11 protein-coding genes are annotated in these 13,063 nt (G+C 39.0%); 10 read left to right on the forward strand and 1 reads right to left on the reverse strand.

Annotated elements, in window-relative coordinates; genetic code table 11:
- Positions 1-32 precede the first annotated feature (32 nt).
- Positions 33-1,502 carry a M81 family metallopeptidase gene (locus ABIE66_RS13425; RefSeq protein ID WP_370015050.1) on the forward strand — a complete coding sequence of 490 codons (1,470 nt, stop codon included), beginning with the start codon at positions 33-35 and terminating at the stop codon, positions 1,500-1,502.
- Positions 1,503-1,667: 165 nt separating this feature from the next.
- Positions 1,668-2,897 carry a M20 family metallopeptidase gene (locus ABIE66_RS13430; RefSeq protein WP_370015051.1) on the forward strand — a complete coding sequence of 410 codons (1,230 nt, stop codon included), beginning with the start codon at positions 1,668-1,670 and terminating at the stop codon, positions 2,895-2,897.
- Positions 2,898-3,247: 350 nt separating this feature from the next.
- Here ABIE66_RS13430 and ABIE66_RS13435 read toward each other — a convergent pair whose 3' ends face one another.
- Entirely contained in the window at positions 3,248-3,913 is a 666-nt protein-coding gene (locus ABIE66_RS13435) for a GntR family transcriptional regulator (protein ID WP_289325073.1), read from the reverse strand.
- Between the two features lie 295 nt (positions 3,914-4,208).
- On the opposite strand from ABIE66_RS13435, the gene ABIE66_RS13440 reads away from it, so the two are divergent.
- The 8 genes from ABIE66_RS13440 to ABIE66_RS13475 all read left to right on the forward strand — a co-directional run bounded on the left by ABIE66_RS13440 (position 4,209) and on the right by ABIE66_RS13475 (position 12,929).
- Entirely contained in the window at positions 4,209-5,459 is a 1,251-nt protein-coding gene (locus ABIE66_RS13440; RefSeq protein ID WP_370015052.1) for a CaiB/BaiF CoA transferase family protein, read from the forward strand.
- A 15-nt stretch (positions 5,460-5,474) separates the two neighbouring features.
- On the forward strand, positions 5,475-6,416 hold the full coding sequence (locus ABIE66_RS13445) for a hydroxymethylglutaryl-CoA lyase (RefSeq protein WP_370015053.1): 942 nt from the start codon (positions 5,475-5,477) through the stop codon (positions 6,414-6,416).
- A 185-nt stretch (positions 6,417-6,601) separates the two neighbouring features.
- Entirely contained in the window at positions 6,602-7,906 is a 1,305-nt protein-coding gene (locus ABIE66_RS13450) for a CitMHS family transporter (RefSeq protein WP_262868906.1), read from the forward strand.
- 38 nt (positions 7,907-7,944) lie between these two features.
- Complete coding sequence (locus tag ABIE66_RS13455; RefSeq protein ID WP_370015054.1) at positions 7,945-9,105, forward strand: CaiB/BaiF CoA transferase family protein; 1,161 nt, start codon at positions 7,945-7,947, stop codon at positions 9,103-9,105.
- Positions 9,106-9,149: 44 nt separating this feature from the next.
- Complete coding sequence (locus tag ABIE66_RS13460) at positions 9,150-10,013, forward strand: HpcH/HpaI aldolase/citrate lyase family protein (protein WP_370015055.1); 864 nt, start codon at positions 9,150-9,152, stop codon at positions 10,011-10,013.
- A 51-nt stretch (positions 10,014-10,064) separates the two neighbouring features.
- On the forward strand, positions 10,065-11,462 hold the full coding sequence (locus ABIE66_RS13465; protein ID WP_370015057.1) for an acyclic terpene utilization AtuA family protein: 1,398 nt from the start codon (positions 10,065-10,067) through the stop codon (positions 11,460-11,462).
- On the forward strand, positions 11,422-11,754 hold the full coding sequence (locus tag ABIE66_RS13470) for an AtuA-related protein (protein WP_289325079.1): 333 nt from the start codon (positions 11,422-11,424) through the stop codon (positions 11,752-11,754). Before ABIE66_RS13465 ends, ABIE66_RS13470 begins: the two co-directional genes overlap by 41 nt.
- A 377-nt stretch (positions 11,755-12,131) precedes the next feature.
- A complete protein-coding gene (locus tag ABIE66_RS13475) occupies positions 12,132-12,929 on the forward strand; it encodes a DUF2935 domain-containing protein (RefSeq protein ID WP_370015059.1) in 798 nt (265 codons plus the stop codon).
- Positions 12,930-13,063 lie beyond the last annotated feature (134 nt).

A 13,063-nucleotide genomic window follows, 5' to 3' on the forward strand; every position in this document is an offset into this window, starting at 1 on the left:
AAATGTTCCTTAAATAGGAAGGATGAAAGGAATTGAGAATAGGCATAGGCCATATTATGCATGAAACTAATACGTTTTCCTCAGTAAAAACAACTGAAGATTCATTCAAAGAGATTCTTTGGGCAAGAAACGAGGAGATGTTACGATGCCATGAAGGTGTAAAGGATTATATTGGTGGAATGATTGATAAAGGAAGGGAATTAGGGGTGGACCTTATTCCAAGTTTTTCTGCATTTGCCAATCCAGCTGGTACGATAACTAAAGAATGTTTTGAAACATTGAAAAGGGAGTTAGTAACAAATATACAAGATAAAAGGAACCTGGATGCTATTTGCCTCGCTTTACATGGTGCTGGTGTCGTGGATGGAATTGATGATTTAGAAGGTGAATTACTAAGTGAGTTAAGAAAGATACTAGGCTATGAAATTCCCATAGTCGTCACTTTGGATTTACATGGAAACCTTTCTGAAACTATGGTAAAAGAAGCAAATTTGCTACTAGGTGTTAAGTATTACCCGCATATTGATTGTTATGAAACAGGCTTAAAGGCTATGGATTTAACAGTGAAAATACTTAAGGGAGAAATCAACCCTGTTATGGTAATGAAAAAACTGCCAATCTTAATACCAATAGCCGCTGGTACAACGGATTTGTCTCCTGCAAAAGATATTACTCAATTATGTCTAGACATGGAAGAACAAACAGAAGTGATTGATTGTACCTTCTTTCATGGATTTCCATATACAGACATTCCAGATGTTTCGGCAACAGTCATAACGATTACTGATGGAAATGATGAAATAGCCCAAACTGTCTGCAAGGAAGTGGCCAATGATATATGGGCTATGAGAGCAAAGTTTTTACGGGAACTTCCTGATCCTAAAAATGGGATACTCCAAGCGCTATCTATTGGAGAAAGTCCAATTATCATTAATGAATCTTCTGATAATCCCGGGGCTGGCGCACCAGGGGACGGGACTTATTTACTGAGGGCAATGTTAGAGTTCAATATTCCCAAATCATGCTTTGGGTTTATTTATGATCCAGAAGTAGCAAACCTAGCTCATCAGGCAGGGGTAGGTGGGAAAATTGATGTATCCATTGGGGGGAAAACTGATTCCCTGCATGGAGAACCAATTGCTCTAACTTCTGCCTATATAAAAGCATTGACGGATGGTAGATTTACCACCTCATCACCAATGATGAAAGGATTTGAATTTAATCTAGGAAAATCAGTTCGGTTACAGGTTAGGAATGTAGATATTATAGTTTGTTCCGTAAATTGGCAGTCGTTAGACGAACAAATCTTTTTGTTACATGGAATTGATGTAACTGAATATAAGATTGTCGCTTTAAAATCAGCACAGCATTTCCGTGCTGGCTTTAAGCACATTGCTAAAAAGATTATCTCTGTAGATTCACCAGGATTAAGCACGAGTAAAGTAGCTAGCTTTAATTATCAAAGAATTACTAGACCGATTTATCCGTTAGATTGCAATTAATTATGAGTCTCGTGTACCCATATTCAATTAAAAAAGGGAAGGAAAACAAAGGACTTTTTAACATTGTCTTTTTTGAATATTACGAGTATACGAACGTTTCTCCAATTGAAGGTTAACTCACCGCCAATCATGAAAAAATTTCTAATAGAAAGGGAGTATTTACGAATGAGCGTACAGCAAATGCAGGCTAGGAGAATTAGAGATAAAGAGGAAGTAATCCGACTTACTCAGTCCCTTGTCAAAATTGAAAGTGTCTATCGCCCCGGAGTGGAAGGGGGAAACGAAGAAAAAGTCGCGAACTATGTAGCAAACTATCTAAGGGAACTAGGGATTGAGGTATATATTGAAGAAGTAGAGGCTGGCCGTCCAAATGTTATCGGTATTGTTGATTCCGGCAGACCCGGAAAAACGTTACTTTTCGAAGGACATACGGATGTGGTAACGGAAGGAGATCGGGAAGCTTGGAAGTACGATCCTTTTGGAGCTGAAATAGTAAATGGAAAAATGTATGGCCGAGGGACAAATGATACAAAAGGAAATCTTTCGTGTATGATTACTGCTGTTCATTCCTTATTAAGAGATAAGGAATACTGGTCTGGGAAAATTATTTTATGCATTCCTTGTGATGAAGAGGGAATGATGATTGGCATTAAGCATTTTATCAAACAGGGATGGGCAAAAGATGTAACAGGCGCTATCATTTGTGAACCTGAAGAAAATGAAGTCTGTATTACACAAAAGGGGGCCATGCGGATTGCCATTAATGTTTACGGAAAAATGGCTCATGGAGCTATGCCTTTAAGCGGGATCAATCCGAATACACGTATGGCTAAAATAATCTGTGAAATTGATAAGTTAGAAACTCTTGAGAAAGAACGTCTTGGAAAGCATGATCTGTTGGGGTGGCCCTCCATAACACCTACAATCATAATGGGTCCTGTTCACGGGGAAGCACAAATTAATGTTGTTCCAGATCAATGCATGACCACATTGGATATTCGAACTATACCTGGACAAGAGCATAAGGTTATAAAATCTCAATTGCAAAACATAATAGACAAACTTGCTAAAGATGATCCTGATTTTAAAGCAGAAATCGAAGTGATTGAGGAACGTCCATGGACCATTACTGACCGTGATAACCCTGTAGTCACGGCTGTTGCAAAAGCTGCTCAGATCGTTACGGGAAAAGAAGCTGTGTATAACGGTGTCCCGGGAGCAACAGATGGGACATTCCTGCATATGGCTGGTATTCCAATTGTCACGATTGGAGCGGGGGAAAGGGATGTACCACACCAAATAAATGAATATGTAGATGTTGAAGAGCTTGCGGAGACAACAGAAATCTATCGGACTGCCGCCCTTATTTTTTTAAATGAAGAATCATCATATTAATAAAGGATATAAAATTACTGTCAAAATTGGATAGGTCTTATATCAGATTTTATGCGAATATCATTAGACGACATTAACAGTTAAAATATCCGAACTGACACAATAACCTAATAAAAACAGTACATCACTACAGGTCATCTAGCTCCAAGTGAATTTGATGGATATGTTAAATAATACCTAAGTAGCATCATCTGTCACTTTGATATTTTTTTGCATGTATAACAAATAAAAAAAATCATACATATTAGTCCTAACTAATATGTATGATCTTTTATTATCTTTTAAACTTAATGAGGAAGTGTCGCTTATTTCTTTTAAAGCTTACAATAAAAAATTGGAAATAATATCCTTTATTGATCAATGATTGACTTGAAAGTTGCTTTTATTGTATTGAAGCTTTTTTCGATATGGGAATGCATTTCCTGTTCGGCTTGTACCGGATCTTTATTCTGAATGGCTAGAAGGATCCGTTCATGATCATCTACAAAATCGGAAAAGTTTTTAAAATGTACTTTTAAAATGCTGGTCCTTATATATAGTATTTTCGTCTTGATAACATCGCATAATTGGATTAATTGGTGGTTGTGGGAAGCAAGATCAATGATATCGTGAAATTCCTGATTTAGTTGTGTAAGCTTTTTTGTATCATTCATATTCACGGCTATTTTAGAGTCATTTATTACTTCGACCAACTTGCTTAATTCCTCGTCCGTGATATTCTTAGTGGCTAATTTAACAGCTAAAGATTCAAGGCTAATTCGGCATTGATATACATCAATAATGTCCTGTACGCTAGGGTTATAAACTGATATGGCCTTACCTTCACGAACCAGTAGGTAATCTTTCAATAACATCTGGAAGGCTTCTCTAATTGTACCCCGGCTAACCCCGATTCTTTCAGCAACCCTGGTTTCGACCAAACGCTCTCCAGGCTGATATTCACCATCTATAATCATACCTTTCAGGATGTGATATACCTGATTATGAAGCAGTTCAGTTTTTTGTATTTCTTTCATAATAGCCTCCCTATGTAACAATTTATACCTTCAATTTATTAGGATTTTTCAGTTCATAGATATATTTCAATAATAAAAGCTTAAATCCTACTTTAATAGCTCAAATTATAGCACAAAATCGTTGACGGTTAACCGTTGACATTATAATAATTGTCAATTATTATAAGAATTATCAAAATTCAGGAAAGGTTTTGATTTAGTGGATTTGACTTTGTGAAAAGAGAGCGTTTACATTTAAAGTCGAATTTCTACCTTAACCTATCTAGATAGAAATACTAAAAAGAGGTGAATGCACATGGGTGAAGATATAAAACAGGGTGCGTTGAAGGGATTAAAGGTATTGGAATTAGGTAGTTTGATAGCTGGTCCTTTTGCCGGAAGATTAATGGCCGACTTTGGTGCCGAGGTAATAAAAGTAGAACCTCCAGGAAAGGGGGACCCTATCAGAAATTGGAGATTGCTATATGAGGGCACATCCTTATGGTGGTTTGTTCAATCAAGGAACAAAAAAAGTATTTCATTGGACTTACGCAAAACGGAAGCCCAAGAGATCATTCGGGAATTAACAAAAGAAGTGGATATTATTATTGAAAACTTCAAACCGGGGACTATGGAGAATTGGGGGCTGGGTTATGAGGATTTAAAAAAAATTAATCCTAAGATAATTATGGTTAGGGTATCAGGATATGGCCAAGATGGACCTTACCGAAATAAGCCAGGGTTTGGAAGTATTGGAGAAGCAATGGGGGGGATTCGTTATTTAACAGGCTATCCTGATAGGCCACCAACAAGGGTCGGAGTTAGCTTAGGAGATTCTGTAACTGCATTATATGCTGTTATGGGGGCCCTAATGGCTGTATATCATAGAGACCAACCTGGGGGAGAAGGACAATGTGTTGACGTCGCTCTATATGAATCTATCTTCAGTTTAATGGAAAGTGCAGTTCCGGAGTACGACCATTACGGAGTGGTTCGTGAAAGAACCGGAAGCACCCTACCAGGAATTGCACCTTCGAATACATATCCTTGCAAGGATGGGAAATATATTGTTATCGGAGCAAACGGAGATGGCATTTTCAAGAGGCTTATGGAGGTTATCGAAAGGCCAGATTTAAGGGATGACCTTAAATTCTCATCTAATGACGGACGTGTACAGAACGCTGAGTATTTAGATGAAGTGATTGGTGGTTGGACAATACAACATAATTTAGCTGATGCCTTGGTATTACTTGATGATTCAGACATACCCGCAGGATCAATTTATAGTGTTGAGGACATGATGCATGATCCACATTTTCTTGCTAGGGAAATGATCTATAATATGGATGTTGATGGCCTTGGAAAACTTAAAGTCCCAGGCATTGTACCCAAGTTGAGCAAAACTCCCGGAAGTATTAATTGGGCTGGACCAAAACTAGGGGAGCATACAGAACAGGTTTTAAAAGAGAATTTGGAATTAGCTGAGGATAAATATGATGAGTGGCTCGCTTCCGGGGTTATTTCAGATCATGAAACTATCAAGCTGAAAAATAGTAGTCCAAAATGAGGAGATGAAATAAGAATGAACTTACCAAAACGTGTTGAAATCATAGAATCTGGACCAAGGGACGGAATTCAGAATGAAAAAATTTTTATTCCAACTGATTCGAAATTGCAGCTGATACATGCGTTGAGTGAGACGGGAATAAAAAGAATGGAAGCTACTTCATTCGTTTCACCTAAACATGTACCACAGATGGCAGATGGAGCCGAAGTTTTTATAAATATCAACAAACGAGAAGATGTGCAATACATGACCTTGATTCCAAATAAGAGGGGGTTTGATTTGGCTAAAGATGTAGGGGCGACCAGTCTGGCTTTGTTTGTTGCAGCGAGTGAGACGTTCAATAAAAAAAATGTAAGGATGTCCATTGAAGAGTCCTTATGCCAGTTATCCTCTGTTGTAGAGGAGGCTAAGAATGAAAATATGTTCATACGGTTCCATATCTCAACTGCTTTTTATTGCCCATATGAAGGTCCGGTTCAGGAAGAGGCAACCCTTGGTCTTGTTCAGACGTTAGAAAAATTAAATGTGGACGAAATTGTGCTTTGCGATACAATAGGCCGGGCTAATCCTAAGCAAGTATATCAATTGTTCGGTAAAACCTTGGACCTCTCACCCACAGCGAAAATAGCTGCCCATTTCCATGATACTTATGGTTTATCAAAAGCCAACTCATTAGCAGCATTGCAAGCGGGTATTACTTCTTTTGATACTTCCATAGGAGGATTGGGTGGTTGTCCCTTTGCGCCTGGAGCTGCAGGAAACGATGCAACTGAAGACTTTGTGTTCATGCTTCATGAAATGGGAATAGAGACTGGCATTGATTTTGATAAACTATTGCATTGTGTAACTCTGATAAAAAAAATGACGAATCGTACCTTGACTGGCCACCTCCACAAAATAGCAAATCCATACTCCTCAGATAATGACACCAATGATACTGTAAAACAGAACTCTTAACCGTTTTTTCATACAAATATATATCACTCCCTCCATATAAAGAGCAACTTGTGATTTCTCTTCATGACAAGGAATGTAACCGTTTTCTCGGAGAGTTTGAAAGGTTTTTAGAAATTTTCCTCAAATCCTTTCATTTGAAATAGATATAAAGGCTACAAATAAATCATTTACAAGGGGATATGTGAATGGCTATTTTAGGGTTTCTGATGATTGGTACATTTCTTTATTTAGTAATGTCAAAACGAGTTTCTGTTTTAATCGCATTTGCACTTGTGCCGATTATATTTGCACTTATCGGCGGTTTTGGTTTGGAAATAGGGAAAATGATGTTGGATGGAATTGCAAAAGTTACACCGACAGGTATCATGATTGGTTTCTCCATTTTGTATTTTGGTTTGATGATCGATAGGGGCTTATTTGACCCAATGATATCCCGGCTCATTCGTTTTGCCAAAGGAGATCCTCTAAAAATAGTTATGGCCACGGCTTTTATAACTTTAATAGTTGCTTTGGATGGGGACGGATCAGCAACTTTCATGATAACAGTCACGGCTTTGTTGCCAATTTATAAAAGGTTGGGCATGAGCTCACTTACTTTAGCTGGAGTAGTGGCCTTGGGTGCGGGTGTTATGAATATTATTCCATGGGGAGGGCCGCTAGCTAGAGCAATGGTTTCCCTTGGGGCGGAATCCTCTGAATTGTTTAATCCCATTATTCCAGCCATGTTAGCTGGGGCTGTTTGGGTAGTATTTGTATCGTATATATTTGGTAAGAAAGAACGTAAAAGAATAGGCATTATTAATATTTCGAACAAAGGCGATTCAATGGAATCGGGAGAAATCGCGGCAACACTAGAAATGTCATCGAGTCTGCCGAAACTCTATTGGTTCAACTTAATCTTAACTATTTCTTTGATTGTTGCTTTAATAATGGAAATAATTCCAGTTCCCGTCTTATTCATTATTGCGTTCGCCATTGCTTTGTTAGTGAACTTTCCCGACGTGAAAAAACAGCAAGAACAAATTGCTTCACATGCCCAAAGCATGGTTATGGTATGTACTACCATATTCGCGGCTGGTATTTTCACAGGAATTCTTTCTGGAACTAAGATGATTGACGCAATGGCTGTATCTATGGTTTCAGCCATACCGGATTGGCTGGGAGGACATCTACCAATCCTGGTAGCCGTGGTCAGTATGCCTTTAAGTTTAATATTTTCTCCTGATGCCTTTTATTATGGGCTACTTCCGGTCCTAAGTGAGGCCGGGGCAGCCTTTGGAGTTGACCCAATAGAAATTGGCAGGGCTGCTTTATTAGGGAACGGGACAACGGGTTTTCCCTTGAGTCCATTGAATCCGTCTGTTTTTGTCCTCATTGGATTATGTAAGGTCGATTTAGGAGATCTTCAGAAAAAGATTTTTTTCTGGGCTTTTGGGAGTACTATCGTGATGACAATCGTGGCATTGCTTACAGGGGCAATACCTCTTTAAATAAGACAGGTTGAAGTATTTAATTAGGGAGTGGTTCAATGTTACCTCTTGAGGGAATTACAGTTGTGTCATTAGAACAGGCAGTGGCAGCTCCATTTGCCTCTCGCCAATTGGCAGACTTGGGAGCGCGTGTGATAAAGGTAGAGAGGCCTGGATCTGGAGACTTTGCACGAAACTATGATTCAACCGTTCACGGAATGTCGAGCCACTTTGTCTGGCTCAATCGGTCGAAAGAATCCTTGACGCTTGATCTAAAACAGGAGGGAGCAAAGATGGTTTTGGATAAACTGCTTTCGGAGGCGGACGTATTCATTCAAAACCTGGCACCCGGTGCTGTTGATCGACTTGGTTTCAGTTCGTCTATCCTCAAAGAAAAATATCCTCAACTTGTGATTTGCGGAATTTCTGGATATGGTACGTTTGGTCCTTATATGGATAAAAAGGCATACGATTTACTCATTCAATGTGAGGCGGGAGTCGTTTCCATTACTGGAACAGAAGACACTCCATCGAAAGCAGGCATATCGATTGCGGATATTGCAGCAGGTATGTATGCATACTCTGGTATATTAACTGCACTTATTTCCCGTTTTAGGACAGGTAAGGGAAAGGTGATGGAGGTTTCAATGCTTGAGGCGTTGGGAGAATGGATGGGATATCCACTTTACTATTCTGGGTATGGTGGGACGGATCCGAAGCGAACTGGGGCAAATCACGCAACGATTTATCCTTATGGTCCGTTCCTTGCAGGGGATGGGAAATTAGTATTCTTGGGCATTCAAAATGAGCGGGAGTGGGAAAGATTTTGTACACAAGTGTTAGAAAAATCCGAATTAACTACTGATAGAAGGTTTCATAGTAATGCATTCCGAGTTTCTAATAGCAGTATTCTTAAGGAAATGATTGACGTTGTTTTTCAAAAAATGAACTCGAGTGAAATAATTGAAAAACTTGAAAAAGCAAAAATTGCGAATGCCCATTTAAATACGGTAGCGGAATTCATCAACCATCCACAATTGAAGATCCGGAAACGTTGGCAAGAAGTCGATTCTCCTGCTGGAAAAATAAACGCACTCATTCCTCCTGTTACTTTCGAAGATGTGGAGCCGGTCATGAATCCTATACCGGATGTTGGCGAGCATACAGAGTCTATACTAAAGGAGTTTGGATTTGAAAACCAAATCATCGGAAAAATATAAGGCATTCACTTCCTGATGATGGAAAAATGAAAAGGGGTGAAGTTATGATTCCTCGGACATGGATGTTCGTTCCTGGATCTGATGAAAAGAAATTAAAGAAAGTGCAGCAATTATGTGCCGATGTATTCATTTATGATTTAGAAGATGCTGTTTCTCCTGAAGGAAAAAAAGATGCAAGAGCGTTAGTGAGGAAATATATCAAAGCGAATCAGGAAAAGGAAAATTTCATCAGAATAAATGGATTTCACACACCATATTTTTACGATGATTTACTTGATCTAATCGATTCCGGCTTGACAGGAATTTTATTACCGAAAGCTGAGACAAAAGAAGAAATTATGTCTTTAGATCATTTATTAGTTGAAAGGGAATCTAAAAGGAATCTAAATAAAGGCCAAATAAAAATTGTACCTTTAATAGAGTCTGCTTTAGGATTATATAATTCTTTTGAAATCGCATCTGCTAGTCAAAGAGTTCAGCAGCTTGCATTCGGTTCCATGGATTATGCATTCGATATAAAAGCAATAATAACGAAGAATGCCCATGAATTGCTCTATGCAAGATCCAAATTGGTTGTTACTTCAAGGGCTGCAGGAGTAGGACCTCCTATTGACACGGTTTATGTTGACATTAAAGATCATAAAGGCTTTCTAGCCGAAACCCAGCTTGTTAAGGAGCTTGGATTTCAAGGGAAATTAATCATTCATCCTGATCAGGTCGATCTTGTAAACCAGGTCTTTGCCCCTAGCCTTGAAGAAATCGAGGAAGCAGAAAGAATTGTAAGTGCGTTCGAACAGGCATTAGTCAAAGGGGAAGGCGTTTTGCAGCTTAATGGGAAAATGGTTGACCTTCCTATTGTAGAACGTGCTAAGCGTACCCTTCAATCAGTTAATTTATATAAATCGTGACGATCAAGTATCGCTCAAGTTCCTACTGGTGCTTGAAGGGAGGAAGTTATTATGAAGAAAATTAGAATTGGTTCGGGTGCGGGATACGCAGGCGATCGAATTGAGCCAGCGATGGAATTAATTCAAAAAGGAAATTTGGATTATATCATCTTTGAATGCTTAGCAGAAAGAACAATTGCTCTTGCTCAGCAGGAGAAAATGAAAAATCCTGATAAGGGGTACAACCATTTACTGAAGTATCGTATGGATAAGGTCTTATCACTGTGTGTCGAGAATAATGTCACATTGATCACCAATATGGGAGCAGCAAACCCCCTCGCCGCTGCTAAGATTGTTAAGCATATAGCAGAGGAAAAAGGCATCAGTAATTTAAAAATTGCAGCTGTAAGTGGAGATGATGTATATCCGAACATCGGAAAGTACATGGAATGCACAATAATAGAAACCGGAGTCCCATTGAAAGAGGTGAAGCCTTCCATAATTTCTGCAAATGCTTATATCGGAATTTCTGGAATTGTGACCGCTTTACGGGAAGGGGCAGATATTGTAATTACGGGCAGGGTATCAGATCCTTCATTAGTAGTTGCCCCACTTAAGCATGAATTTGGTTGGCAGGATACAGACTATGAGCTTCTTGGTAAGGGGACAGCCGCTGGTCATTTACTCGAGTGTGCAGCCCAAGTGACCGGTGGTTATTTCGCAGATCCGGGGTATAAGGATGTTCCTGACTTATGGAATGTCGGTTATCCGATCGCCGAAGTACAGGAGAATGGGGACTTTTTTTTAACCAAGCTTGAGGATTCGGGAGGCATGGTTACGGCTGCTACCGTAAAGGAACAGGTTGTATATGAAATTCACGACCCAACCCGATATCTTACCCCCGATGTTATTGCTGATTTTTCTCAAATAGAAGTGATAGAAAAAGAAACAAATCAAGTGCATATTAAGGGAGTGTCTGGAAAAGAGAAGAGCGGTTACTATAAAACGAGCATCGGCTATTTGGACGGATACATAGTTGAAGCAGAAATTAGTTACGGAGGTTCGGGTTGTTTGGGAAGGTCAAGACTTGCCGAAGAAGTAGTGAGACACCGGTTGATTCAGGCTAAAATTGAGATTCAAGAACTGAGAATCGATCATATTGGTTCTAATTCGCTGTATGGATCTTCTATTTCGGCACCGTTGTATGACAGAGAAAGACTATCGGAGGTACGATTAAGGGTGGCCGCCAGGACTGCTGATGAAGAAGCCGCTATTGTGATCGGCCAAGAGGTGGAAGCACTATATACTAATGGGCCTGCTGGAGGCGGTGGTGTTCGGGTTAGTGTCCAAGAGGTTGTATCAATTGCCTCAATTCTTATTCCTAGCGAAGATATTACAATCGACGTAACGTACGAGGAGGTCGACAAGATTGAAACTCAAGCAAGTCACTCACTCAAGATCAGGGGATAAAGGAAATATTTCAAATGTTTCCGTCATCGTCTATCGTATGGAAGATTATGAAAAAGTAAAAAAACAGGTAACAGCAGAAAAGGTTAAGGATTACTTTCACGAAATAGTGAAGGGAGATGTGGTTAGGTATGAACTGCCAAAAATTGGCGCATTGAATTTTGTCATGCAAAACGCATTAGGCGGAGGTGTCACAAAATCACTTACTTTGGATAGACATGGAAAAAGCATGAGCTCTGCTCTAATGGATATGGAAATCGATATGGAAGTTGATGTAAATGATTCAAATTATTAATATTCTTACGAAACGGGCCAATTATTCAGGGGCTCGTTTTTTGTATTCCGAAATTTTGGGGACGATATAAGTCTATTTAAAAGTTATAGGAGATATACTTTTGAAATCCGATCTTATATATAAACTGTTTGGATTAATCAATCCGATCACTACGTTAAGATTATTTGAGTAAGGTATAACTAGTTAGGAAGCATTCAATAGCTGCTTGGTTAGTATAAGTTTGATGAGCAAAGTGGGCACCTTTCTCTTTCCGTTAAGAATGATAATCATATACTGAAAATTTGCTGACCTTTTTTTCATTTTTTGTTCATAAGTATATCCGTAAGGGATAAAAAATCATAAGTGTTTTCGATACTTTTAAATATGGGGGAGAGCAAATGAACGAGTTTTTGGAGAAAACAGCAAGATTCGAGCATCGTTTTTGGCTGCAAATCTTAGGTGACCATGCCAGGTTCATTCATGAGTCTTTAGCTCCGGTTGAAGTGGAAAACATTGAAATGGCCTCAGAATTCATTCGAGTTTTTGATACTCTCCTTGGTAAAGCCAATTCGGAGGAGATTTCGCAACTTACCGCCATGGCAGAATCTGAGGCGTTAAGACTTCGTGAGTTTAAGCTATGCCTTTTAAAAGAGCATCTGGTAGGTAAAATTAAAATACATCTTTCACCTACATTCCTAAATCATATGGTGAACGAATTAGAAGAATATTTAAGATTATTGAAATACTTCAATTCAAATCAAATGCCGCCGGTTTTTCATGAACTCCATCATCATTTGATTTGGTTGATAGATGCGGCAGGGCATGCAGGTGCAATATCATCCAATATGGATGAAGTTGAAAAAAGATTAAAGGAGAAAAGTGAACAATATAAAAAACATTTTAATGATTTTTATATTAAAGCTGTTGAGATGGCTGGATATTTACGAACCAATTTGTCAACATTCCCAGCATTGGAAAAAATGAATGCGGACGTCACATTGGAGATTAAACTCTTTCAGCACTTTCTGCTTGAATTGGAGGAACTTGAGCTTAGTGCACAGGCTCTTGGAACGCTTTCCCCATTAATGGCAGATCATATGTGGCGTGAAGAATGTTATTATTTAACCAAACTCGCTGAATCGACAAACACAGAAAAGCCAAACTGCGATCCAGCAAAACCGAGGCTCGTGGATTAATATAGTCCATATGGAGCCCTTCTATTAGTCGGGCTCTCAGTTTGTCGACAAAATGGAGGGATTACTGAAAAAAACTTTGTCAACAGCCTGGGTTTTACCCATAGGACATGGTTTAAGACGTTTTGGTTGTTTCC

This window comes from Peribacillus sp. B2I2 (genome assembly GCF_041261685.1).
Classification (GTDB): domain Bacteria; phylum Bacillota; class Bacilli; order Bacillales; family DSM-1321; genus Peribacillus.

Bases quoted from the DNA above. Each gene is read 5' to 3' on its own strand.
- ABIE66_RS13455 (WP_370015054.1), top strand. From the start codon at position 7,945: ATGTTACCTCTTGAGGGAATTACAGTTGTGTCATTAGAACAGGCAGTG.
- ABIE66_RS13430 (WP_370015051.1), top strand. From the start codon at position 1,668: ATGAGCGTACAGCAAATGCAGGCTAGGAGAATTAGAGATAAAGAGGAA.
- ABIE66_RS13475 (WP_370015059.1), top strand. From the start codon at position 12,132: ATGAACGAGTTTTTGGAGAAAACAGCAAGATTCGAGCATCGTTTTTGG.
- ABIE66_RS13435 (WP_289325073.1), bottom strand. From the start codon at position 3,913: ATGAAAGAAATACAAAAAACTGAACTGCTTCATAATCAGGTATATCAC.
- ABIE66_RS13465 (WP_370015057.1), top strand. From the start codon at position 10,065: ATGAAGAAAATTAGAATTGGTTCGGGTGCGGGATACGCAGGCGATCGA.
- ABIE66_RS13440 (WP_370015052.1), top strand. From the start codon at position 4,209: ATGGGTGAAGATATAAAACAGGGTGCGTTGAAGGGATTAAAGGTATTG.
- ABIE66_RS13445 (WP_370015053.1), top strand. From the start codon at position 5,475: ATGAACTTACCAAAACGTGTTGAAATCATAGAATCTGGACCAAGGGAC.
- ABIE66_RS13460 (WP_370015055.1), top strand. From the start codon at position 9,150: ATGATTCCTCGGACATGGATGTTCGTTCCTGGATCTGATGAAAAGAAA.
- ABIE66_RS13450 (WP_262868906.1), top strand. From the start codon at position 6,602: ATGGCTATTTTAGGGTTTCTGATGATTGGTACATTTCTTTATTTAGTA.